The following is a 22,610-nucleotide window of genomic DNA, read 5'->3' on the forward strand; positions in this document are numbered from 1 at the left end:
CGATCCGCCACACCCTTCACATGCCGGGCCTCCAACGACTCCGGATGATGCCGCTCCCGCCACCCCCGCACCTTCCGACGGAACCGCGACACCACCACACCCCCAACACCAGCACCCGGGACATCAGCCAGGCCGTCGAGACCGTTCAGGCTGTCTAAACCGTCCAGGGTCTCTTGGGTGGTCTGGCCTGGTGGGTTCACCGTGTCCGTGCCGAAGAAATGCGTCACCACCGCCGTCACGGCGTCGGGTGTCAGGCCGGTGGTTTCATCGACCACCACCCGGGCGTGCTGCCAGGAAATCGTCCCGGCCTCCAAGGCCCCCAACACCACCGGCAACGACCCCGTCAACGCCTGCGCCTCACAGAGCAGCGCGGACGCGGCCCGCTCACCGATCGTCAACACACACGCGACCTCAGAGACCACACACATCCCCACCGCAGAGGACCCAGCCCCAGACCCGTTTCCGTGCACTGAGGGTGGGGCGAGCAGCTCCGCGGCCTCCGCGTACGCCGCCACCAAACGAACCTTCGCCGCCGCCGTAGCAGCCTCCACCCGCGCCAACACCTCAAGACCCGACAAACACGAATCAGCAAAATCCCGCAACGGATCACCCTCGAAAGAAAAACCGCCAATCTCAGAAGCGCCATTCGCGCCGGAAACAACACAGGTAAGGTGATCAACCAAGGCAGCGACCGAGGCGACGGCAGCCCGAATATGGGACCCATCACTAACCTCGAGAACCGCCCTGTTACCCATGTCTCAATTATATAAAATGGGTACGACAATTTCAGGCCAAACCCAAGATCCCGCTCAAAAACTTTATTTTGTCAGAACCTTGTTTGCGTACGTCGAAAAACTCAAATCGAGAGCGCCATGCCTAGAGCTTGGATGATCCAAAAAGACTCTCCGCAAGGCGGATCAGGCGCTGAGGTGCGTCGGATTCCTGATCGCGACTGCAGTGGCCCAGGAAAACAGCCGTCCCATTGAGGGCATCGACCAGATCAACCCCAGCTTCCCTGGCGAGGACCTCTGCCCTGGGGTTCTGCGGCATCCGGCCACCTTCGTCGCTGACATAGACATGCCAGTCCCGGGTGCTGATGGACTCGATATTTCCAGCGACCAATCGCTGGAGAGTTGGCATGTCAGTGTCAACCGATTCGAGGCGCACTGGCTGAGTCAGTTGCGCCGGAATGATCAGCGCGCTGCACTTGGTTTTAAGGGCTTGCATATCAACGCTGGCGTTTCCGTGGTTTAGTGAAGCTAAGGTCACTCAACTCACTTTTGGCTCTTTTGTCAGCCCGCTTTTCGAGGATTGACTTTCCCGCTTTTTTGTTACCACCGTTTTTGGGCGATTTACCCGACACCAGAATCACACCTTTCCTTATATAGCGTGTACCAATACCATACAGACTTATATTTTTTATGCCAGTCACGCAGTTGAGGCCAATTGTTTGCGCTGATGTGCCCGCGATCGCTTGGTCTGAGGCAGCTCCAGCCATGCCCGGGAGGCAGGTCAGTTTCGCGCTGGTTACATCGAAGATCTCGACCTCTCGGGTCACCGAAAGCTGCATCATCGAACCTTCAGGCCAGGTGGGAGGGATCCTAAGCGAGTTGCTGATCACCGAGCCCCTGCCGCCGGGGCTGAATAGATCACCGCCACGCTTGCCGGGGCGTCCCGGCCATCCTGACGTTCGGCTACCTGATATTTCGGCGCCTGCAACTCGGCCGCTGCCTGGATTCGCACGGACTGAGAATGCCGATGACTGGGGCAAGAAGGCGGACGACAGCGGAAACCTACCGTCGTCGTCCGCCGTTCTGGCACAGGCGTGCTGTTTGCTCTCGTAAACCACAGCGGCCGCCCACCAAGCCGAGGCCGGATTCGCGGACGAACTGTTCGTGCGCGGTGGCGAGTTCGGTGGGGGTGAGCGGGTAGTGCGCGCCGTCGGGGCCGAGGACGGGCAGGCCGGCGTTGGGCATGCAGGCGATGGCGACGGTGGACTGCTTGGAGAGGTGGCGGGGGTGCTCGCTCATCTCGTCCGGGCAGGTGGCGCAGTTCAGGCCGACGGCGTCGAGGCCGAGCGGTTCAAGGGCGGTGAGGGCGGCGCCGATTTCGGAGCCCATGAGCATGGTGCCGGTGGTTTCGACGGTCACCTCCACGAAAATGGGAGGCGGATTCCCTTGGCGACGATGGCCTGCTTGCAGCCGTTGACGGCGGCCTTGGTCTGCAGGAGGTCCTGGCTGGTTTCGATGAGGAACGCGTCCGCGCCGCCGTCGATGAGGCCTTCGGCTTGGAGCGCGAAGGTCTGTTTGAGGTAGTCGTAGGTGGTGTGGCCGAGGCTGGGGAGTTTGGTGCCGAGGAGGCCAATGGAGCCGAGGAACCAGCGTATCCGGCCGTCTGTTTATTCGGCAGCTTCGGCGCGTTCGCGGGCGATTCTGGCGCCTTTGCGGGCGAGTTCCTCGATGCCGTAGTCGGAGAGGATGGACCAGTTGGCCCCTAAGGTGTTGGTTTCCACGGCGTCGACGGCGAAGTAGGCGTCGTGGGTGTCGGCGAGGACGTCCGGGCGGGTGTCGTTGAGGATGTCGTTGCAGCTTTCGAGGCCTTGGAAGTCATCCTCGAGCGAGAGCTCTCTGCTCTGCAGCATGGTGCCCATGGCCCCGTCGGCGATGACGCCCCGGTTGTTCACGGCATCCAGGAGCGCCCTGCGCGCAGACGGGACGGGCGACTGAGTCTATATCTAGCGCGAAGCGAGGCATCTCAACAGGTTACGCATGGGGGTTGGGACGTTGCGCTGTGTTTCCGTGGACTACGACGGAGGTGGGCGCCGTACAATCCGGACGCCTTTCTGATGTTTGCAGCACTCTCTGCCCGATGTAAGGAGTCCTCACCAACCAGGCACGGGCGTTGCGGCCAAACAAGCCCATTCCACATTAGAATTGGCCAAATCTGTGTATCTGGTTGGGGCACGCAAGTCAACGCTAAAACAGCTGAGGGCAATCTTTCCGTTGCGCCTTTCTCATTTGAACCACCAGATCGCTAGGATGGCCACTCAAACTCAGGGGGAGAAATGCTCATCAGCTCGATAAAGGTCCGCGGCTACCGATCACACGAAGAAACAGAGCTTGGGATTGACGACTACACTGTGCTCATAGGATCAAATGGTTGTGGCAAATCCGCGGTGCTTTATGCTCTGGACTGGTTCGTTAATGACCGCACTTTAGAACCCAGGGATCTCTTCTCAGCGCCCGGTGAGCAAGCACCTGAGGTGAATGAACTTCAGGTCGAAGTTACCTTCAGCGATTTACGGCCGCGCGATCGACGGTTGCTCCGCGAGTACGGACGAAAGCAAACGGTAACCTTCCGCAAGATTTGGCGGATTACGGAGACTGGTTACGAAACGAAGTTCATCGGAGACTCACTTCAGGGACCAGGCTTCGCGGCTGTAAGGGCAGTAAAGTCCGTCACCGAAAAACGAACGGCTTATAACCGCCTTCGCGAAGAATTTTCAACCCTGCCAAAAATAGAACGGCTTGCAAAGAGTGACGACATCGAAATTGGGCTAGCAAGATGGGAAGAGTCCGCCGAAAACCGTCACTTGCTGGTGGCCATCGACAACACGGATGCCAAGCACATGTTCGGGTTCAATGGAGTAAATGTTCTTCGGGAGTGCGTAAAGCTAGTATTGATACCCGCCGGCAATGACCTTATATCCGACATCGGAACAACAAATAAAGGAAGCGTCCTTAACCAACTTATTGGAAGTTTTCTCACCGATGCTGGACAATCTGCTCGCAATGACTGGATTGAGGAACACAAGACGACTCTCAAAAAACTCAACAATAGTGTTGTGGATTCCATTAACGTCAGCACGCACGAAGCGACATCTCGAGTCAACAGCGCACTAGGGGATTTAGTCCCCGGCGCCCGAGTAACGTTCTCTCCAACAGTTGAGCCATTATCACCGAAAATTGACGCAAACATCCAGACGACTGTCGAAATTGACGGCGCAATTGCCGACGTATCTCGTCAGGGGCACGGAGTCCAGCGGGCCGTCATGATGTCGATACTTCAAGCAATGGCCCTTGGCGGCGACTCCAATTCCGATGACCGCCCGACCCTGATTCTCTGCATCGAAGAGCCTGAGGTCTATCAGCACCCGACCCGGGCGCGAGCATTTGCATCCTCACTGACTGCCCTAGCAGCTCAGGAAGGCCGGCAGGTTCTGCTCGCAACCCACTCACCGTACTTTGTAAGGCCGGAGCAATATTCCAGTCTGCGCCGGCTACGACTCCATGGCGGACGTTCCCGTGTGACAAGCATGGACGAAAATGCCGTGGCCAAGGCACTTGGAAGACCTAAGGACAAAGTATCCAAGCAGGTTCAGCAATGGCTACCCACCTCGTTCTCAGAGGGCTTCTTCGCAGACGCCGTGGCCCTGGTAGAAGGCCCAACTGATCAAGTTGTATTCGAACATCTAAGCGAGAGACTCGAAATGTCGTTAGCTAAGCGCGGCATCTGTGTACTTAACGTAGGAGGGAAGGAGAACATGCCCATGGCTTTTGAAATCCTACGAAGCTCAGGCGTCCCCGTTTACGTGGTGTTTGACGCTGACTACGCACCCGAATACACATCAGCCTCGCCACTCCCTTCAGAAATTGCATCGAAGAAAACACGGCACGAGCTTGCGACCAATGACCTTCTCGGCTGGCTTCCAAGCAGCTCTCGTGAGGCTGCGGGCACTGAATTCAGCTTTGGCGACCGCTCCTATGTCGGTCCCTGCTTTACAGCATTCCAACGTGACTTAGAAGATGAACTATCTGAATGGGACGCTTTCGTCGACCAGCTTGAGGCGTGTTCCGGAAAGCTTCGCACCAAGCATGCTCACAAGTACAGATTCGCAACTAAGGAAGCGGATTGCACGGCAGTACCAGATTCCCTCGTGCGCTGCCTTAAATCAATTATTAGCTTTACTGAAAGCTCGCGTCAATAGCCTCGCCACTCATAGGGTGATAGACGGCGGCCAAGAAGCCACAAACGTTAGGGAAGACAATTGATTGTAACGCCGTCGATGACAGGGCGTGGACGTTATTGGATTAGCCAATTTGCGGAGGCTGACCAGTCTATCGCGGCCTTGCTGATTGATAGTTTAGAGATTCACGACCACGCAGAAATCATGAAGTCCATTGGCGAACAAGTCCGAGGGTTAGTTAATAGTAACCCGGAAAATACTCCTGTAGCACTTGTGCCAATTCGCTCTATCGAGGATCTTCCTGAGCTTGCAGATGGAAGACTCGAGCACGTTGCCTACCAGACGTTCGATCCCGGCGCTTCGTACCCCTCACTTCCGGGAAGCGAAGCCGAAATTGGCGGCCTAATCAGAGGTCTTATCGACGGTGATCGTTCGAATTTGTTGTCCCCTGAGGCCTCCCTTAGCCAATTGCGGGCGGTTAAGGCCCGGAAGCTCTGTTTAATTACTGATTACAGTGGAAGTGGCAAGCAGGCTTCACGTTTTGCACGTACTTTCAAGTCCAATACGACGATTGCTAGTTGGATATCTTATCGATTGATGGAAATCAACGTTGTAACTTATGCAGCTAGCCTTGAGGCGTCTGAAATATTTCAAAACGACCGACATGTCAATTTTCAAACGCAAATCTTCGCCAAGTCAGCGCGATCAGCTGACTGGAGCGCATCACAAAGACAACGCATAAATCAACTTTGCCAAGACTATGCGAATGAAGATGAGCAGTACCCAGCGCTGGGATATGGCGATAGTTTTGGACTATATCTAACGAACTTGCGAGTTCCCAACAATCTTCCCCAGATACTAATTCGAGCTAAAGGACACCACCCCGGTCTTTTCGCCGGACGTGAAGTTCCCAACGACTTTTTCAACGAGCTTCGCTCTTATAATCCGTCACCATCACTGGATAGGACGCTGCGAAACCTCGGAGCAGAGGATCTTGCAGATCATTTGGAGGCAGAAACTCGGCCAGTCCGAGGCTTGAGGGCATTGGCGGCCCTGCATCTGCTCGACTATGGAATGTCAGAAGAACATGTCTACGCCATGCTAGGAGTCAGCGCGTCGAAGTTGATTGACCTAAAGACTTCTCTGATAGCGCTGGGGTGTATCTCATTGGATGGAAGACTGACCAAACGTGGGAAGGCAGAACTGCAGCACGCGCGACGCAAGGGCTTAGCTAGACCTAAATACCGTCATAAACCCGCACCTCCTGTACCGTATGAACCGACCCAACTGAGGTGAACGAGTGAATTACCTAGTGATGAAGCCTGGCATATTGCCTGGCTCGGGCACCGAGAGGTGTCAGGTTGTGGCAATCCACGACCGGTGGACAAGCTTCCGATTCGGAGGCGTCGGTGAGTGATTCCTCCTCGAAGTCTCGACGAGGAATCACTCCCCACCCCTCCGGGGAGGTTCGAAGTAGGTGAGCACAGACGCGCACCTCAGTTGGGCACCTCCAGTCATTAGCGGCGGCGACGGTCCGGCGCTTGCCAACGCCATGATGTTCAGGGAAGAGACACTCCGTCAGCACGGTGCGCCGGTTTTGTACTCGCTGAAGCATTTGGCCTTGAGCACCGGCGTTGACTATGGGTTCCTCCGCGGCGTTATCCGCCGCAATACGCAAGCTTACAAAGCCATCCGGATTCCCAAGAACACCGGCGGCTTTCGAGATTTGTTATCACCGGCACCAGCCTTGATGCAAGTTCAGCGATGGATTCTGCATGAAATTCTTTCGAAGGTTCCTCGGCAGATTAATAGTTTCGCATACTTTGCGAAGATCACGCCCAAGGAGTGTGTAGAGCGACATGCGGGTGCGTCTTGGCTTATAAAGACCGACCTACATAACTATTTTCCGTCAATCTCAGAAAAGTCGGTCTATACCGTTTTTCTCAATATGGGCTATTCAGATTTGGTCTCTTTCGAACTTTCCCGAATATGCACTTGGGTTCGGCCTGGCGTCCAACTAGAGGCAACCGAATCTGCAATTACGGATTCTGAGATTCCATATCCGCGCACCCCTCTTGGATATCTTCCGCAAGGTTCGCCGACAAGCGGAGCGTTAGCCAATGCTTGCACTCGACAACTGGACAACGATCTTTCAACGCTCGCTCTAAACGCGCATTTGAGGTATACACGTTATTCTGATGATATGACTTTTTCCTCGCGCGGCCCTTTAGATCGGGCCCGCGCTGCCGAATTCATTGGGCAAGTTCGGAGACTTGTTACAGCTTCGGGACTCACACTCCATGCGAAGAAAACCAAGATAATACCACCAGGCGCACGGAAGATCGTTCTTGGCATGTTGGTGACGGACACTGGTGTGGGTATTCTTCGCGAACAGCGGCGCATGGTGGATTTGCATATTCACGCCGTTGCTAAGTACGGGCCCATCGATTATGCGGAGCGTCGCAACTTTGACTCCGTCCTTTCCTATATCAATCACGTTGAAGGCTGGTTGGCATACCTTTCGCACATTGACGGGGATTGGACTTCACGTCGGCGACGCGACTGGACATCAGCCCTCAGTGTGCACAATGTTTCAGTTACATCATTGGGATGAAAGTTCGTCTTTAAATGCCTTTCTAAACCTCCGCCGCAGGAGCCGCGAACTGCGCCTCGTACAACCGCGCGTAAGCCCCGCCGGCGGCCAACAAAGAAGCGTGGTTCCCCTGCTCCACGATCTGGCCAGCCTCCATCACCAAAATGAGGTCGGCGTCGCGGATCGTGGACAGGCGGTGCGCAATGACAAACGAAGTCCGGTCGGAACGCAAAGCGCTCATCGCTTTCTGCACCAGCACCTCCGTCCGCGTATCCACCGAAGACGTCGCCTCGTCCAGGATCAGCACCGACGGCCGCGCCAAAAACGCCCGGGCAATGGTCAGCAACTGCTTCTCCCCAGCCGAAACGTTGGCCCCTTCATCAGTAAGCACAGTGTCGTACCCCTCCGGCAGTGAGTGCACAAACCGGTCCACGTACGTAGCAGTCGCAGCCTCCAAGACCTCCGACTCCGAAGCGCCGGGCCGCCCATAAGCAATGTTGTCCCGGATGGTCCCGCCAAACAGCCACGTATCCTGCAGCACCATCCCCATCCGCGAGCGCAGCTCGCGCCGCGGCACCGAGGTGATGTCCACGCCGTCGAGCGTTATCCGGCCGGAATCGATCTCGTAGAACCGCATCATCAGGTTCACCAGGGTGGTCTTGCCCGCCCCAGTGGGCCCCACAATCGCCACCGTCTGCCCTGGCTCGGCCACCAGCGACAAACCAGAGATCAGCGGCTTGTCAGGCGAATAGGAGAAGGACACGTCCTCGAACACCAGCCGACCCCGCCCAAACGAAGCAGCAGAGTCAGCAGGCCCATCTGATTCTTCCTCTTCATCCAACAAAGCAAACACCCGCTCGGCCGAAGCCACCCCGGACTGCAGCAGGTTCGCCATGGACCCCAGCTGCGCCAACGGCTGCGTGAACTGCCGCGAGTACTGGATGAACGCCTGCACATCGCCCAACTGCATCGCCCCGGACGCCACCTGCAGGCCGCCCACCACGGCGATCCCCACGTACACCAGGTTCCCAATGAACGTCATGGCCGGCATGATCAGCCCGGATATGAACTGCGCCCCAAAACTCGCCTCATACAGCTCCGAGTTCTTGGCCCGGAACCGTTCCTCCACCTCAGCCTGCCGGCCAAACACCTTGACCAGCGCGTGCCCGGTGTATGTCTCCTCGATCTGCCCGTTCAGCTCGCCCGTGTTCTTCCACTGCGCCACGAACAGCTTCTGCGAGCGCTTGGCAATCAGCGCCGTGATCCCCAGCGTCAGCGGAATGGTCACCACCGCGATCAGCGCCAGCGTGGGCGAGAGGATCAGCATCATCACCAGCACCCCCACCACCGTCAGCACCGACGTGATGGCCTGGCTGATGGTCTGCTGCAGGCTCTGCGAAATGTTGTCCACATCGTTTGTCACCCGGCTCAACAGCTCACCGCGCTGGATCGAGTCGAAATACCGCAGCGGCAGCCGGTTGATCTTCCCCTCAATCTCGCCGCGCAGCCCAAACACCGTCCGCTGCACCACGCCGTTGAGCACATACGCCTGCACCCACATGAACGACGACGCCAGCACATACAGCACCAGCGCCCACAGCAGCACACTCGACAGCGCCCCGAAATCGATCCCCTGCCCCGGCGTCAACGCCATCGGCGAGAGCATGTCCGCCTTCTGGTTCTCCCCCGTGGCCCGCAGCTGCGCGATCAGCTCATCCTTGGTCACCCCCGCCGGCAGGTCCTTGGACACTACGCCCGCGAAAATCAGGTTGGTGCCCTCGCCCAGCAGCCGCGGCCCAATCACGGACAGCGCCACACCCGCCACGCCCATCAGCAGCACGAGCATCAGCCAGGCCCGCTCCGGCAGCAACGTCGCCAGCAGCCGCTTGGCCGACGGCCCAAAATTCATCGCTTTCTCAGCCGGAACGTTCATCCCGGCAAACGGCCCGCCCCGCCCCGGTCCGCCCGCTGGCCTGGGGATACGTACGACGTCGGCGTCCCCACTTTTCGCCGCGGGTCCGCCTCCGGCGCCGGGTGCTGAAGCTGTTGGCCGGCTCATACCGTCTCCTCCGCTGCCAGTTGGGACGACACGATTTCCCGATACGTTTCCGATGTCTCCAGCAACTCCTGGTGCGTTCCGCGCGCCACGATCGCGCCGTCGTCGAGCACCAGGATCTGGTCCGCCTCCACAATGCTGGACACCCGCTGCGCGATGATCACCATGGTGGCGCCGGCCGTGTTCCGCTTCAACGCCTGCCGGAGCCTGGCATCGGTGCCGGTGTCCAGCGACGAGAACGAATCGTCAAAAATGTACAGTTCAGGCCGTTTCACCAGCGCCCGGGCAATAGCCAGCCGCTGGCGTTGACCACCGGAAACGTTGGTGCCGCCCTGGGAGATGGTCGCATCCAGCCCCTCCGACATCTCCTCCACAAAGCCGCGGGCCTGCGCGATCTCCAACGCCGTCCACAACTCCTCCTCGGTGGCGTCGGGCTTGCCGTACTGCAGGTTACTGCGGATGGTCCCGCTGAACAGGTACGGCCGCTGCGGCACCAACCCAATGTGCCCCCACAACAGGTCCGGATGGAGTTTCCGCACGTCAACGTCGTCAATCAGTACGGCGCCGCTGGTGGCATCAAACAACCTAGGCATCAGGTTCACCAGCGTGGTCTTGCCCGCGCCGGTGCTGCCGATGATCGCGGTGGTCTCCCCCGCCCGAGCCGTGAAGCTGATCCCGGTGAGGACCGGCTGATCGGCACCCGGGTAGGCGAATCCGGCGTCGCGCATCTCCAACTCCGCACCCCGGCGGCCCGGAGACGCGGCGGGTGCGACCGGGTCCAACGGCGGCCTCACGCTGGACTCTGTCCGCAGCACCTCGCTGATCCGGTCCGCAGACACCGCTGCGCGCGGGATCATCACCGCCATGAACGTGGCCATCATGACGGACATCAGGATCTGCATCAGGTAGCTGAGGAAGGCGATCAGCGTGCCCACCTGCATGGACCCGTCCTGGATCCGGAACGAGCCGAACCAGATCACGGCCACGCTGGACACATTCAGGATGAGCATCACCATCGGGAACATCAGCGCCATCAGCCGGCCGGCGCTCAACGCAGTGTCCGTAACGTCCTGGTTTGCCTTGCCGAAACGCTCCGCCTCCAGATCCTCACGAACAAACGCCCGAACCACCCGGATGCCCGTGAGCTGTTCCCGCAGCACCCGGTTCACCGTGTCGATCCGCTTCTGCATCAGCCGGAACATCGGCACCATCCGGACCACAATCAGCCCCACTCCAATCAACAGGACCGGCACCGCCACGGCAATCAGCCACGAGAGCTGCACGTCCTGCCGCACGGCCATGATCACGCCCCCGATGCTGAGGATGGGCGCCGTGACCAGCATGGTGGCGCTCATCAGCACCAACTGCTGGACCTGCTGGACGTCGTTCGTGGAGCGGGTGATCAGGCTGGGCGCGCCAAACTTGGTGACCTCCTGCTCGGAGAACTCCCCCACCCGCGAGAACACTGCCGCACGGATATCCCGGCCCGCACCCATGGCAGCCTTCGCCGCGAAGTACACCGCGATCACCGAACACACGATCTGCAGCAGCGTGATCCCCAGCATCAGTCCGCCCTGGCCCAGGATGTACCCTGTATCGCCCGTGGCCACGCCGTTGTCGATGATGTCCGCGTTCAGCGTGGGCAGGTACAGCGACGCGATGGACTGCGCCAACTGGAAAATCACGACGACGGCGAGCAGCGCGCGGTGCGGCCGCAGGTATTCAACAAGCAGTTTCCAGAGCATCCAGCACACCTTTTGCGACTTAGTTCCTTGAGGCAACCAAGGGTAAGTGTACGTCCGGAATCTAGCCTGTGGCGGGGTGCGGGGGCTGGGAATTTGGTGGTTTCGCCGGAGGCGGATTCAGCACTGTTTGTGGGCTCTACCCCTTACTGCGTCACAGGTCCGAAGCCCCTGAGGTTCTCTCCCCTGAGGCGGCGAAGGCGCTCAGGGGATCAGCTTCTCTGACCGGTACCTGTCGAAGAGGGCCGTAAAGGCATCCAAAGTGCGTCGGTACCCTTTGAATCCTGCATCGCGGCTCTTGCCCATGTCCGTCACCACCTCGATGTTCCGTCCCAGGTCGCCGTCCGTGTGCCACCAGGACGCCACGTGGTTCAGGTCCGGTTCGCTGAGGTTGTTCTCCTCGGCGATCCGGCGCCACTGGTCCTCCCGTCCCTCCATGGACAGCTCCAGCGGGCGTGGCTCGCTCTGGTACCCCTCCCATTCCACGCCGAAATAGGCTGCGAGCTTGGGCCACATCCAACGCCAGCGGAACACATCGCCGTTGACGATGTTGAAGGCCTCATTGGCGGCTGCCGGAGTGGTTGCGGCCCAGAGCATGTGCTCGGCAAGCAGACCCGCTTCCGTCATGTCGGTCAGCCCGTTCCATTGCGTTTCGGACCCGGGGAACACGAAGGGTTCCCCGGTTTCCCTGCACAGCGTGGCCTGCGCGGCCAGGGTGAGGCCCATGTTCATTGCATTGCCCACCGCATGCCCGATTACGGTGTGGGCGCGGTGGACGGACCAGGTGAACCCCTGTTCCCCCGCTGCTTCCCAGAGCTCGTCCTCCTGCGCATAGTAGAAGTTCCGCACGGGAAGGCGCGGCTCCTCCTCGTGGAAGGGAGTGTCCGGCATTTCTCCGGCGGCATATGCCTCGAACGGTCCCAGGTAGTGCTTGAGCCCGGTCATCAGTGCAACATGGGCTACGTCCTTGCCACGGAGCGACGCGAGGAGGTCACGCACCATGCCGGCGTTGACGGCGATGTTCTCCTCCTCGGTGGCCTGCTTTGACCAGGCGGTGAAGAAGACATGCGTTGGGTTCTCCGGCTCAAGGACAGCGGTCAGTGAGGCGGCCGATGTCAGGTCTGCGGAGAGCCATGTGACTCCAGGGCGCTCCGGGCCGGGCCTGCGGGACAGGGCCAGCACGGGCCACCCCTAGCGGGTCAAGGTGTCCACCAGTGCGGAGCCCGCGATGCCGGTGGCTCCCACGACGAGTGCCGTCCGTCCGTTGCCCGCTTCTGTTCCTGCGCTGGTTGTCATGCGGCTCCTTCTGCTGTGTGCTGCGTGGTCTGTGTGGCGTGAGTGCCCGGCTGAGGTGCCTCGTTTCCAGGGCGTACCCGTCCGAGGTGTCGCGGCATCACGCCAACAGCGGTCCACTAGCCACAAGCCGCACCATCCGGCAGATATTCCGCCGACCGCCTGGGATTCAACGTCCGTCCGCTGTGGCTACCCGCCCAGGTGGTGCACCCCAAACGCGGTCATGAATCCCACGGATGCAGTCAGCCCTGTGAGGTTGTGGTGCTCCGCGAACGCCTCCGGAATCATGGTGTCCGCCAACATGGCCAGGATCCCGCCAGCGGCAACGGCAGTGATAAACGCCACCAACTCGCCCGAGGCATTCTCCAACGCCACGTAGCCCAGCAGCGACGCCAGCCCCGACAGCACCGCGATCCCACCCCACAACCCAAAAACGTACTTGGCGCTCCGGCCCGAGCTCTTCATGCCCGCAGTGCCGGAGAGGCCTTCTGGAACGTTGGAGATGAACACCGCCACCAGCATGGCCGGGCTCACCGCGCCACCGGCCAACAGGCCCACGCCCAGCACCACCGATTCCGGTACCCCGTCGAGGAGCGCTCCCACGGCAATCGCCGAGCCGCTCCCCGGGCTGTCCTTCTCCGACGGCTGCTGCCCGCCCGACCGTTTCCGATGCTTGGCCCCCGCTCGGTTCAGCAGCGCGTTCGCCCCCACGTAGATCAGGGAGCCCGCCAGGAAGCCGGCCATGGTGGGCCACAGTCCACCACCCTGCACCGCCTCATCCACCAGCTCAAAAGCGAGCGCCGAGATCAGGACGCCCGCACCGAACGCCATCACCGTGGACACCACTTTGGGCGGCAACTTCCACCGCCACGACACCGCGGCGCCCAGCACCAACGCCGCACCAGCACCCGCGCCCCACAAAAACGCTTGCAACCATAGCGGCATCCTGCGCCCACTTTCCGAACCTCGGTGTGCTTAACCCCCGCAGCCACATTAGACCCACGCCCAGCTCAGAAGCAGTTCATCGGGGAATTGATGCGATCTTGAGCTAATCCTTGCACCGCCCTGACGTTGCCGCGCCAGCATGGAGGCAGCAAACCAACCACCGGCGTCTGGAGGCGGCATGAGTATCGACGCAGCTCACCACCGCGTCAGCGACGTCAACGGGAATCTCTTCGACGCCCGCCCGGTGGACCTCTACAGCCTGGGACTCGCCGGCTGCATCGACCGCCTCACCGGCCCGCTCCGGGAACGCGGCACCACCATCAACTGGGACACCCCGCACTGGGGCGTGGACATTCCGTCCGAGTCAGCAATCCTCCTGTACCGCGCAGCCCGCGAGGCGCTGAGCAACGCCTTCACGTACTCGGACGCCTCCGAACTCACTGTCCACTTGCTCGCCGTGCATCACGGCGTCCAACTGGTAGTGGCCGACGACGGCTCAGCCTCCGCCCAGAGCCGGCAACCCAGCGATGGGCTCCGGTTGATGGCCACAGCCGTGCACGACGCCGGCGGGCAGCTCGACATCAGCACCCACCCCGGCGCCGGGACCAGCGTCACTGTGACCCTGCCGCTCGACTGAACGCGCCGCCGTCGTACGCCCCGCATGAGCACCTCCGCGGGTGTACCTCCGCGTGAGAGCGGCCGTGCCCCGCATAAACGGTGCTGGGCAGCACCGCTTGTGCGGGTGAGGGCCGCACGTGGCAACCGCATCCTGAATCCCTGTCCGAGGAATAGGGTGGACCCATGTTCAAAACTCTCTTGGGTACATCCGCCGCGACGGCAGCTACGGCCGCGATCGGGGCGGTGGCGTCATCGGACACGAAGAGCCTCTGGTACCGAACCCTCCGGAAGCCCGTCATCCAACCGCCGGCCATCGCCTTCCCGGTGGTGTGGACAGCACTGTATGCGACCATCGCCGGCAGCTCCGCAGTGGTGCTGCACCGGGCCAAAGAGGACAACGACGACGGCGCGGAGCGGGCAGCCCGGTTCCGCACCAAGCTGGCGCTGAACCTCGTCCTCAACGCCTCGTGGTCCTGGGTGTTCTTCAAGGCGCACAAGCTCGCTCCGGCGGTGGCAGTGGCGGGCGCACTCGCTATCAGCTCGGCCGATTTAGCCGCAGAAGCGGCCAAGACGTCCCGTGGAGCCGGTGCCGCCTTGGTTCCTTACGCTGCCTGGTGCACGTTCGCCACGATCCTGAGTGCCGCCATCCTGCGCAAGAATCCGCGCCGCTAGCTGAGGCCAGCGTGCGAGCCGGGCCGGCCGGCGTGGGGCGAGGGTTGGCCGGCCTAGCCGCCTGCGTCAGTGTTCTTCCTAGCCAGCGACAAGCGCGAGTGCGCCCACGGCAAGCGCCACCGTCAGCGGCGCCACGATCAGGCCGTAGATCGCGAACCCTTTCCAGGAAATCAGCACGTTCATTTTCCGGAGCCTGTCATGCCACAGGAGCGTGGCCAGCGATGCCCACGGGGTGATGAGCACGCCCGCGTTGACCCCGATCAGCAGTGCCGCCAACCGGACCGGTGTGCCTGCCGCCTGCTCCAACGCGAGGTATGCGGGGAGGTTGTTGATCAGGTTGGCGCCCACCAAGCCTGTACCGGCAACCCGCAACAATTCGCCCAAATGTTCGCCCTGGCCAGACAGCGCCGAAAGCAACGCCGGCGCACCCAGGTGCTGGGCCACCTCCATGACCAGGAACAAGCCAGAAGCGAAGAGCAGCAGCGACCACGGCACCAGCATGGGACTCAGCACGGACGGGCGGCGGAACGCGAACACCACTGCCAGGAGCACTGCCGCACCGGTGGACGGGATCCACACCGGCATCCCCGCCACCAGGAGCGCCAGCAACACCACCAAGACCACTGCGCTGAGGACCAGGAGGAATGAGTCGGGCTTGTCAGGGGCTGACTTCTCTCGGCTGGCCGCGCCGCGCAGCGTAGGGGCATCCGCATCCCCCGTGTACTTTCGCGCCAGGTCCTTCCGGAACACGAGCGCAATGAAAGCCAGCGGAACCACAATCGCCACGAGCGCCGGTGCCAGCATCAGTTGCGCAAACTGCAGTGGGCTGATGCCCCCCATGGCATGTTGGGCCAACAGGTTAGTCAGATTGGAGATAGGCAAGAGCATGCTGGCTGTGTTGGCGAGCCACACCGTGGTCAAAACAAACGGCAGCGGCGGCAGTTTGGCCTGGCGGGCGAGCGTGACCACGATCGGAGTCAGCAACACCGCCGTCGTATCCAAGGACAGGAAGATGGTGGTCAGGCAGGCTACCGCAGCCACCAGCAACCACAGCAGCGCGCTACTGCCGCGGCCCCAGCGGCGCATCTGCCTGGCCAACAGGTGGAAAAGTCCGGCCTCGATCACCAACTCTGTCACCACAGTCATGGCCACCACGAACATCAGGATGGGGGCCACACGCTCTACAAGCGCCCCCAAATCAGCTGCCGGGACTACCCCAAACAGAGCTGCTGCGCCTCCGGCAGCGAGCAAGACGGCACCGATGATAGCCAGACGCATGACGGGAGCATATCCGACGAACCCGGGAAACAACGCCGCGGACGGATCCGCCAGTTCTGCAGGCTGGTTTGACCCGTTCGGCTGCGGTGGCTGAAGGTCCGGCGTGCGGTCTCAGTCGAGGGGTTGTTGGTTCCCGGCTGCCCGAGCCAGGCGGAGTTGTTGCTCGGAGAACTCCCACAGCCTGCCCGCGGTGTGAGGATCAAGTGCGTACGCCGTGACGCCGTGGAGCCCATCCGCAATGGCAGACACCAACTCGGCAGGGTGACAGTCCTCGTAGTAGACAGGGCTGTCGGGAGTCACTGCTGGGCTGGTGGCTACGTAGACCGACGTGGCTGCGCCCTGCTGGGGCGACTTCCCGGGGTATGTCGCTTTCATCTCCTGCAGGAGCGCTGGGTCCCAATACCGTTGCAGGTTGGTCCAGATCCCACCCGGCATGACAGCCTTGACCGTGATGCCGTCCGCACGCCAGCGTTCCCCGGCCGCGACGGCGAAAAGGACATTTGCCGTCTTTGACTGACCGTAGGCATGGCCGGCGTCGTACGGCCTGCGCTCGAAGTACGGGTCCTCAAAATCGATACCGGCGTTGCCGTGACCGCTGGAACTGACCGACACCACCCGGGCGTTCCCGGCAGCTTTGAGCGCCTCGCGCAGGCCCGTGGCCAGGGCAAAGTGTCCCAGGTGGTTGACGGCGAACTGCATCTCCCAACCCAACGCTGTGCGCTGCAAGGGTGCGGCCATCATCCCCGCGTTATTGATGAGGATGTCCAGCGGCCCGCTCCAGTTGCCGACGAATCGGTCCACGCTTCCGACGTCGGCCAGATCGAGAGGAGACACGCTCACCGCCCCATTGCCTTCTGTCCGCCGGACGTCCTCGGCAACAACCTGACCCGCCGCTACATCCCGAACGGCCAGGGTCACCTCGGCACCAGCCCCTACAAGGGCACGTGCCGTTTCCACCCCAATGCCGGACGCGCCGCCGGTCACGATCGCCTTTCGGCCGGTCACGTCAATGCCAGCGAGGACCTCGACTGCGGTACTGGTGGCGCCAAACATAGTCTTCATGCCTCGTCCTGACATTTGTAGGTGATGATTCCTATCGTGCCATTCCCTGGGTTGCTGCTGTCCGGTGACTGGCGGAGTTTATTCCCCGGATCCGCATGAAATATCTTGGCCGGGGCTGCGGTTGGCCCCAGTATGACGACAATCGGAATCATCGGAGCAGGACACATTGGCAGCCAAGTTGCACGGAAGGCGGTGGAGTTGGGCTACAACGTGGTCATCAGCAACTCCCGCGGGCCGGAGACCCTGGCGGACCTGGTGACGGAGTTGGGACCTAACGCCCGCGCGGCGACCCCCACCGAGGCCGCCCAGGCGGGCGACTTTGCGGTGGTGACCGTGCCGCTGAAGAATTACCAGGACATCCCGGCGGAGCCACTGGCCGGGAAGATCGTGATCGACACCAACAACTATTACTGGGAGCGCGACGGCCGTATCCCCGCACTGGACAACGGCGAAACCACCACGGCCACCCTGCTGCAGGAGCACCTGCCGGAGTCGAAGGTAGCCAAGGGTTTCAACCACATCATGGCCGCCGATATCACCACCGACGGCACCCCGGCCGGGACGGACAACCGCCGCGCGCTGGCCACCGCGAGTGATTCCGCCGAGGGTTCCGACCTGGTCACGCGGCTTTACGACGAGTTCGGCTTCGACACTGTCAACATCGGCCCGCTGGCTGACTCCTGGCGCGTGGAGCGCGACCGTCCGGCCTACGTGGTCCGCCAGAATGCCACTGAACTGGCCGAAAACCTGGCAAAAGCACCCCGCACCGTCTAGCCCTGCCGGCGGGCGGACCTCCGGGTTTCGCCGCCCACAGCTTTTACTCGACCCGGTTGGCTCTCCTGCCAGCCGGGTCACAGGCATGTCAGCAAGGGCACGCGAGCGCCGAATCTGCTTACAATCGAAACCTCAATCGACTACTGAGGGATTCATGAAGAAATTCGCTATCGCCCTGATCACTGCTGGCCTGGCACTGTCCGCCACGGCGTGCTCCACGTCCACCCAGCTCACCACCAAGGAAACCTGCGAGCGCATTCAGTCGGTGGTGTCGAACCCCTCCAACAACGCCGGCAAGACAGGCCTGAACCGCCTGGCCAACCAACTCCGCCCCATCGAAGCGGTGGCCTCTGACGACCTGAAGCCGATCCTCAGCACCATTGTGGAGTACTCAGACGAGCAGGCCAAGGAAACGCCGGACGCCGACAAGCTTGCCGACATGCAGTCCGATTACCAGAAGGCTGGCAGCGATTTCAGCCAGTTCTGCAGCGCCGCCGCGCAGTAACTAACCTTGCGTTTGGTGACCCGGCAGCCCTAGAGGGTTGCCGGGTCCGTGTTCGCGCCGCACAGGATCACTGCCACCTGCTCCCCTGGCGCCGGCGTATACGCGCCTGAGGTCAGCGCGGCGAAGGCGGCAGCGGCGCCATGTTCCACCACAATCCGGTACTGGCTCCAGAGCACCGAACGCGCGGCAATGATGTCCGCGTCGGTCACCAGGACGCTCCCGACGCCGGTGCGGACCGCCACCGACCAGCCAATCTCACCGATGCGGCGGGCACCCAGGGAGTCGGCAGCAATTCCCGAGACGGCAACGTCCACCGGTTGTCCGGCCTCAAGCGCCGCGTGCAGGCTCGGTGCGGACTCTGGCTCGACCGCCACCACTTTGGTCCGGCCCTCGACGGCTGCTGCGATTCCGGCCATCAGCCCGCCGCCGCCCACTGCCACCAGAATGGTCTCCACGTCCGGCAGCTGCGTGAGCAGTTCGACTCCCACCACACCAGCGCCGGCGGCGATCTCGGGCTGATCGTAGGCGTGGCAATACACCGCCCCGGTTTCCTCGGCATGCGCAAGGGCGGCCTCGTAGGCCACCGCGTATTCGGCTCCGCCCTGAACCACCGTGGCTCCGATCGCCTTGATCTTCTGCACCTTCACCGCGGGGGCCGACTCGGGGACAAAAACGGTTGCGGGAATGCCCAGCCGTGCCGCCGCGTAGGCGTTCGCCAAGCCTGCGTTCCCTCCGGAGGCCACCACCACGCCAGCGTCCTGGCGAAGTTCTCCGCGTTCTTGGCTGGCCAAGATCTTGTTGAGCGCGCCCCTGGCCTTGAAGGTCCCCGTGTGTTGCAGGTATTCGCATTTGAACCACACCGGCCCAGCGAAGGTGCTGGGATCGGCAGCCAGCAACGGGGTCACACGGGTCAGCCCCTGGGTGCGGGTGGCGGCCTGGTCAACATCTAGACGGGTTATCACTCAGCTATCCAACCACTGTTTGCGGGTCTAGGCCCGCGCAAAGACTCCTCTTGCAGGGAAGGTACTTAGTGCTACTATGTACTGGTAGTCAACGTTACTAAGTAGTGAAGGGAGGCCAGCCATGGGAAAGCAGATGACCGAGATGCTGAAGGGCACCCTGGAGGGAATCGTTCTGGCCATCCTGGCGGGCAGCCCGGCTTATGGGTACGACATCACGGCCCGCCTCCGCGACAAGGGTTTCAGCGACATCGCCGAGGGCACGGTGTACGCACTCCTGGTGCGCATCGAGCAACGCGGCCTGGTGGATGTGGAAAAGCGCCCATCGGAGAAGGGCCCACCGCGCAAGGTGTACAGCCTGAACACCCAGGGCGCCGAATACCTTGAGGATTTTTGGACAACTTGGAGCTTTCTGGCCGGCAGGCTCGAACAGCTCCGCAGCGAAGGGAAATGACCATGTTTGTCACCGACATGATCGAGCAGAAAAAGCATTTCAAGCGTTATAAGGCGCGTAAGGAGCAGCTCCCCAAGCCCTACCGCAAAGTCATGGATGCGGTGGAGCGGTACTTCTGGAATTTTGCCTCGGCCAAAGGAGACAGCGTTCTCCGCCTGCTCGACGACACCCTGGACCTCATGGAACAGGCCGCCGCCGACTCCACCGCGATCCGAGACATCGTCGGCGACGATCCCGTCGAATTCGCCGAAGAGCTCATGCGCAACTATCCGGAAACACTCTGGATCGACAAGGAGCGCGAGCGGCTCACCAAAACCATCAACGGCATTGCCGGGGACCACGATGACCGAGGCCCAGCCGCGCGCTGAGCCCTCCGCCGTCGTGCGCTCCTTAGTCAACAAAAGGGACGTAGCGACATGGCAGCAACAACCACCGCGCCCACGATTCAGGTGCGCGGACTCACCAAGGCATTCAAGGACCAGCAGGTGCTGCAGGGCGTGGATTTCGACGTCGCAGCCGGGTCCGTTTTCGCCCTCCTTGGCTCGAACGGTGCGGGGAAGACCACCATCATCCGGATCCTGTCCACGCTGCTGGCCAGCGATTCGGGCACGGCCCAGATATTAGGGCACGACGTCGGCACCCAGGCCGCGGAGGTCCGGCAAGTCATCAGCCTCACGGGGCAGTTCGCGGCAGTGGATGAAATCCTCAGCGGCCGCGAGAACCTCATCTTGGTAGCACGACTGCGCCATATCCCCGATGCGGGCAAGGTGGCAGACGCCGCCCTGGAACAGTTTGCGCTGACTGACGCCGGCGCCAAAAAGGTTGCCAGCTACTCGGGCGGCATGCGGCGACGGTTGGACATCGCCATGAGCCTGGTGGGTAGCCCGGCGGTGATTTTCCTCGACGAGCCCACCACCGGGCTCGACCCCGAGGCCCGGGCCGAGGTGTGGCGGGTGGTGAAGAACCTGGCACGCAACGGCACCACTGTCATCCTCACCACCCAGTATCTTGACGAGGCCGAGCACTTGGCGGACCGGATCGGGATTCTGCACCGCGGCACCATCATCGCCAACGGAACACTCGCCGAACTCAAGCAGCTCCTGCCACCGACGAAAACCGAGTATGTGGAGAAGCAACCCACGCTTGAGGAAATCTTCCTCGCCATCATCGGCAACGACTCAACGAGCAGGTAGGTACCCAGGATGTCTACACACTTTTTCACCGACACCAACGTCCTGCTGGGACGGTCCATGCGGCACATCTGGCGCAGTCCGGACACCATCATCACGGTCACCATTACGCCCATCGCGCTGATGCTGCTGTTCGTCTACGTGTTTGGCGGGGCCATCCGTACCGGCACGGAAAACTACGTCAACTACCTGCTGCCCGGAATCCTGCTGATCGCCATTGCCTCCGGCATCGCGTACACGGCCGTGCGACTCTTCACCGATCTGCAGGGTGGCATTTTTGAGCGGTTCCACGCCATGCCCATTGCGCAGTCCTCAATCCTGTGGGCACACGTGGTGACCTCGCTGGTGTCCAATGGAATCTCGCTGGTCATCATCATGGCGGTGGCGTTGCTCATGGGTTTCCGCACGTCAGCGAGCCTTCTTGCCTGGCTGGGCGTGGTGGGGATCCTGGCCTTGTTCACCCTTGTCTTGACCTGGCTGGCGGTACTGGCAGGGTTGGCAGCCAAGTCAGTGGACGGCGCCGGCGGGTTCTCCTATCCGCTCATCTTCCTGCCGTTCATCAGCTCCGCCTTCGTTCCCACCGACACCATGCCGGGACCGGTGCGGGCCTTCGCGGAAAACCAGCCGGTCACCGCCATCGTTGACACCATCCAGGACTTGTTCGCCGGGCAGCCCGTTGGCGGCAGTATCTGGATCGCCCTGGCCTGGTGCGTGGGCGGGCTGGTGGTGGCGTACCTCCTGGCGATGGCGAGCTACCGCAAACGGTTCGCCTGACGGTGCCGCTCCCTGCGCAGCTCCCTACATCGGCGCTGGGCAGGAGCTGTGAGTTGCGACTCAGTCGGGACACTTCCGCCGCTGCCAGCGTTAAACGCGATGGCGGAAGGAGGCCACATGATCATTGTCCTGACAGGAATCGACGGATCCGGCAAGTCCACAGCCGCCCGCGCCCTGGCTGACCACATCGCAGCTGGCGGTGGTTCAGCCCTGATTCTGAACAACCACGCAGGCCGCCGCACCATGTCCGTCGCAGCAGCCCGGTTGGGAATCAGCATCCCGCCACGGCTTGCCGACGCCGTGGAAACTACCCTCCGCGTGGGGAACGTCCTGATCTCCCATTTCCGCGCCAGCCGCTTCACCGGCGTCGTCATCATGGACCGGCACCTGCACTGCCAACTGGCCCTCCGCCACACCAAGGGATTCCGGCCTGGCCGCTTCCTGCCCTGGCTGCTGCGCGCACTGCCCCAGCCAGCCGCCGTCGTCCATTTTGACGTTGACCCGGGCGCCGCACACCAGCGGATCCTGGCGCGCGGAACGGACCAGGAGTCCCTGGCCGACCTCATTGCGTTCCGCGAGGGCTACCGCAATCTCGCCGGGTTCGTCAGTTTCGTGACCGTGGACGCCAACGGCACGCCTGCGGACACAGCCCGGCAACTTCTCGAGGTCACCTGCAGCCTGGCCACCCTTCCGTGTGGGTCAATGTCAAACACCGGCCAGTCATAATCG

Annotated in this window: 21 protein-coding genes and 2 pseudogenes; 12 read left to right on the plus strand and 11 right to left on the minus strand. The window is 61.6% G+C overall.

From position 1 onward, the window contains the following. The 4 genes and pseudogenes from PSET11_RS07470 to PSET11_RS07485 form a co-directional block, all read right to left on the minus strand. The coding region (locus PSET11_RS07470) for a DUF222 domain-containing protein (RefSeq protein WP_238989076.1) at positions 1 to 515 on the minus strand (515 nt) is incomplete at its 3' end. Between the two features lie 361 nt (positions 516 to 876). Then, positions 877 to 1,227 carry a DUF3846 domain-containing protein gene (locus PSET11_RS07475; RefSeq protein WP_427846147.1) on the minus strand — a complete coding sequence of 117 codons (351 nt, stop codon included), beginning with the start codon at positions 1,225 to 1,227 and terminating at the stop codon, positions 877 to 879. Between the two features lies 1 nt (position 1,228). Continuing rightward, positions 1,229 to 1,573 (minus strand): hypothetical protein, encoded by a 345-nt coding sequence (locus PSET11_RS07480; RefSeq protein WP_124091487.1) that lies wholly within the window; start codon positions 1,571 to 1,573, stop codon positions 1,229 to 1,231. Between the two features lie 271 nt (positions 1,574 to 1,844). Continuing rightward, positions 1,845 to 2,753 (minus strand): annotated as a pseudogene (locus PSET11_RS07485) (homocysteine S-methyltransferase family protein); the annotation flags it as partial. Positions 2,754 to 3,064: 311 nt separating this feature from the next. On the opposite strand from PSET11_RS07485, the gene PSET11_RS07490 reads away from it, so the two are divergent. The 3 genes from PSET11_RS07490 (at position 3,065) to PSET11_RS07500 (ending at position 7,580) form a co-directional block, all read left to right on the plus strand. Beyond that, a complete protein-coding gene (locus tag PSET11_RS07490; RefSeq protein WP_124091488.1) occupies positions 3,065 to 4,987 on the plus strand; it encodes an AAA family ATPase in 1,923 nt (640 codons plus the stop codon). Positions 4,988 to 5,047: 60 nt separating this feature from the next. After that, positions 5,048 to 6,262 carry a phosphoribosyltransferase-like protein gene (locus PSET11_RS07495; RefSeq protein ID WP_124091489.1) on the plus strand — a complete coding sequence of 405 codons (1,215 nt, stop codon included), beginning with the start codon at positions 5,048 to 5,050 and terminating at the stop codon, positions 6,260 to 6,262. Between the two features lie 181 nt (positions 6,263 to 6,443). After that, complete coding sequence (locus tag PSET11_RS07500; protein ID WP_124091490.1) at positions 6,444 to 7,580, plus strand: reverse transcriptase family protein; 1,137 nt, start codon at positions 6,444 to 6,446, stop codon at positions 7,578 to 7,580. A gap of 22 nt (positions 7,581 to 7,602) precedes the next feature. On the opposite strand, the gene PSET11_RS07505 is transcribed toward PSET11_RS07500, so the two are convergent. From PSET11_RS07505 to PSET11_RS07520, 4 genes and pseudogenes are all read right to left on the minus strand, one after another. Next, positions 7,603 to 9,618, minus strand: a complete 2,016-nt coding sequence (locus PSET11_RS07505) for an ABC transporter ATP-binding protein (protein ID WP_124091491.1) — start codon at positions 9,616 to 9,618, stop codon at positions 7,603 to 7,605. Further along, positions 9,615 to 11,360 (minus strand): ABC transporter ATP-binding protein, encoded by a 1,746-nt coding sequence (locus PSET11_RS07510; protein WP_124091492.1) that lies wholly within the window; start codon positions 11,358 to 11,360, stop codon positions 9,615 to 9,617. Before PSET11_RS07510 ends, PSET11_RS07505 begins: the two co-directional genes overlap by 4 nt. A 201-nt stretch (positions 11,361 to 11,561) precedes the next feature. Further along, a pseudogene (locus PSET11_RS07515) lies at positions 11,562 to 12,653 on the minus strand (SDR family oxidoreductase). 186 nt (positions 12,654 to 12,839) lie between these two features. After that, positions 12,840 to 13,595: a ZIP family metal transporter gene (locus PSET11_RS07520; RefSeq protein WP_124091493.1), complete on the minus strand. Its 756-nt coding sequence runs from the start codon at positions 13,593 to 13,595 to the stop codon at positions 12,840 to 12,842. Between the two features lie 178 nt (positions 13,596 to 13,773). Here PSET11_RS07520 and PSET11_RS07525 point away from each other — a divergent pair, with 178 nt between their 5' ends. Next, positions 13,774 to 14,232: a sensor histidine kinase gene (locus PSET11_RS07525; RefSeq protein WP_124091494.1), complete on the plus strand. Its 459-nt coding sequence runs from the start codon at positions 13,774 to 13,776 to the stop codon at positions 14,230 to 14,232. Positions 14,233 to 14,396: 164 nt separating this feature from the next. After that, entirely contained in the window at positions 14,397 to 14,885 is a 489-nt protein-coding gene (locus tag PSET11_RS07530) for a TspO/MBR family protein (RefSeq protein ID WP_124091495.1), read from the plus strand. Positions 14,886 to 14,963: 78 nt separating this feature from the next. Here the strand turns inward: PSET11_RS07530 and PSET11_RS07535 are convergent, their stop codons facing one another. Both PSET11_RS07535 and PSET11_RS07540 read right to left on the minus strand, forming a co-directional pair. Further along, a complete protein-coding gene (locus PSET11_RS07535) occupies positions 14,964 to 16,163 on the minus strand; it encodes an SLC13 family permease (protein ID WP_124091496.1) in 1,200 nt (399 codons plus the stop codon). 111 nt (positions 16,164 to 16,274) lie between these two features. Next, on the minus strand, positions 16,275 to 17,225 hold the full coding sequence (locus PSET11_RS07540; RefSeq protein ID WP_238989077.1) for an SDR family NAD(P)-dependent oxidoreductase: 951 nt from the start codon (positions 17,223 to 17,225) through the stop codon (positions 16,275 to 16,277). 132 nt (positions 17,226 to 17,357) lie between these two features. Between PSET11_RS07540 and PSET11_RS07545 the strand changes: the two genes are divergently transcribed. Continuing rightward, a complete protein-coding gene (locus PSET11_RS07545) occupies positions 17,358 to 17,999 on the plus strand; it encodes an NADPH-dependent F420 reductase (RefSeq protein WP_124091498.1) in 642 nt (213 codons plus the stop codon). A gap of 154 nt (positions 18,000 to 18,153) precedes the next feature. Continuing rightward, entirely contained in the window at positions 18,154 to 18,504 is a 351-nt protein-coding gene (locus tag PSET11_RS07550; RefSeq protein ID WP_124091499.1) for a YgdI/YgdR family lipoprotein, read from the plus strand. Positions 18,505 to 18,533: 29 nt separating this feature from the next. Here the strand turns inward: PSET11_RS07550 and PSET11_RS07555 are convergent, their stop codons facing one another. Next, the gene (locus PSET11_RS07555) at positions 18,534 to 19,466 is read right to left on the minus strand and encodes a threonine/serine dehydratase (protein ID WP_124091500.1); all 933 of its coding nucleotides are present in this window, start codon (positions 19,464 to 19,466) and stop codon (positions 18,534 to 18,536) included. Positions 19,467 to 19,587: 121 nt separating this feature from the next. On the opposite strand from PSET11_RS07555, the gene PSET11_RS07560 reads away from it, so the two are divergent. The 5 genes from PSET11_RS07560 (at position 19,588) to PSET11_RS07580 (ending at position 22,607) form a co-directional block, all read left to right on the plus strand. Then, positions 19,588 to 19,917 (plus strand): PadR family transcriptional regulator, encoded by a 330-nt coding sequence (locus PSET11_RS07560; RefSeq protein WP_124091501.1) that lies wholly within the window; start codon positions 19,588 to 19,590, stop codon positions 19,915 to 19,917. Between the two features lie 2 nt (positions 19,918 to 19,919). Further along, positions 19,920 to 20,285: a DUF1048 domain-containing protein gene (locus PSET11_RS07565; RefSeq protein WP_124091502.1), complete on the plus strand. Its 366-nt coding sequence runs from the start codon at positions 19,920 to 19,922 to the stop codon at positions 20,283 to 20,285. A gap of 48 nt (positions 20,286 to 20,333) precedes the next feature. After that, positions 20,334 to 21,110 carry an ABC transporter ATP-binding protein gene (locus PSET11_RS07570; protein ID WP_124091503.1) on the plus strand — a complete coding sequence of 259 codons (777 nt, stop codon included), beginning with the start codon at positions 20,334 to 20,336 and terminating at the stop codon, positions 21,108 to 21,110. Positions 21,111 to 21,119: 9 nt separating this feature from the next. Then, complete coding sequence (locus PSET11_RS07575) at positions 21,120 to 21,881, plus strand: ABC transporter permease (protein WP_124091504.1); 762 nt, start codon at positions 21,120 to 21,122, stop codon at positions 21,879 to 21,881. Between the two features lie 117 nt (positions 21,882 to 21,998). Beyond that, positions 21,999 to 22,607 carry an AAA family ATPase gene (locus tag PSET11_RS07580; RefSeq protein WP_124091505.1) on the plus strand — a complete coding sequence of 203 codons (609 nt, stop codon included), beginning with the start codon at positions 21,999 to 22,001 and terminating at the stop codon, positions 22,605 to 22,607. The last annotated feature ends 3 nt before the right edge of the window (positions 22,608 to 22,610 follow it).

This window comes from Arthrobacter ulcerisalmonis (assembly GCF_900609065.1).
GTDB classification, from domain to species: domain Bacteria; phylum Actinomycetota; class Actinomycetes; order Actinomycetales; family Micrococcaceae; genus Arthrobacter; species Arthrobacter ulcerisalmonis.

What these genes read in the sequence shown, in the direction of transcription:
- PSET11_RS07545 (WP_124091498.1), top strand. Translation starts at nt 17,358, where the DNA reads ATGACGACAATCGGAATCATCGGAGCAGGACACATTGGCAGCCAAGTT.
- PSET11_RS07550 (WP_124091499.1), top strand. Translation starts at nt 18,154, where the DNA reads ATGAAGAAATTCGCTATCGCCCTGATCACTGCTGGCCTGGCACTGTCC.
- PSET11_RS07565 (WP_124091502.1), top strand. Translation starts at nt 19,920, where the DNA reads ATGTTTGTCACCGACATGATCGAGCAGAAAAAGCATTTCAAGCGTTAT.
- PSET11_RS07490 (WP_124091488.1), top strand. Translation starts at nt 3,065, where the DNA reads ATGCTCATCAGCTCGATAAAGGTCCGCGGCTACCGATCACACGAAGAA.
- PSET11_RS07510 (WP_124091492.1), bottom strand. Translation starts at nt 11,360, where the DNA reads ATGCTCTGGAAACTGCTTGTTGAATACCTGCGGCCGCACCGCGCGCTG.
- PSET11_RS07535 (WP_124091496.1), bottom strand. Translation starts at nt 16,163, where the DNA reads ATGCGTCTGGCTATCATCGGTGCCGTCTTGCTCGCTGCCGGAGGCGCA.
- PSET11_RS07505 (WP_124091491.1), bottom strand. Translation starts at nt 9,618, where the DNA reads ATGAGCCGGCCAACAGCTTCAGCACCCGGCGCCGGAGGCGGACCCGCG.
- PSET11_RS07570 (WP_124091503.1), top strand. Translation starts at nt 20,334, where the DNA reads ATGGCAGCAACAACCACCGCGCCCACGATTCAGGTGCGCGGACTCACC.
- PSET11_RS07480 (WP_124091487.1), bottom strand. Translation starts at nt 1,573, where the DNA reads ATGATGCAGCTTTCGGTGACCCGAGAGGTCGAGATCTTCGATGTAACC.
- PSET11_RS07540 (WP_238989077.1), bottom strand. Translation starts at nt 17,225, where the DNA reads ATGAAGACTATGTTTGGCGCCACCAGTACCGCAGTCGAGGTCCTCGCT.
- PSET11_RS07525 (WP_124091494.1), top strand. Translation starts at nt 13,774, where the DNA reads ATGAGTATCGACGCAGCTCACCACCGCGTCAGCGACGTCAACGGGAAT.
- PSET11_RS07580 (WP_124091505.1), top strand. Translation starts at nt 21,999, where the DNA reads ATGATCATTGTCCTGACAGGAATCGACGGATCCGGCAAGTCCACAGCC.
- PSET11_RS07560 (WP_124091501.1), top strand. Translation starts at nt 19,588, where the DNA reads ATGGGAAAGCAGATGACCGAGATGCTGAAGGGCACCCTGGAGGGAATC.
- PSET11_RS07475 (WP_427846147.1), bottom strand. Translation starts at nt 1,227, where the DNA reads ATGCAAGCCCTTAAAACCAAGTGCAGCGCGCTGATCATTCCGGCGCAA.
- PSET11_RS07575 (WP_124091504.1), top strand. Translation starts at nt 21,120, where the DNA reads ATGTCTACACACTTTTTCACCGACACCAACGTCCTGCTGGGACGGTCC.
- PSET11_RS07530 (WP_124091495.1), top strand. Translation starts at nt 14,397, where the DNA reads ATGTTCAAAACTCTCTTGGGTACATCCGCCGCGACGGCAGCTACGGCC.
- PSET11_RS07520 (WP_124091493.1), bottom strand. Translation starts at nt 13,595, where the DNA reads ATGCCGCTATGGTTGCAAGCGTTTTTGTGGGGCGCGGGTGCTGGTGCG.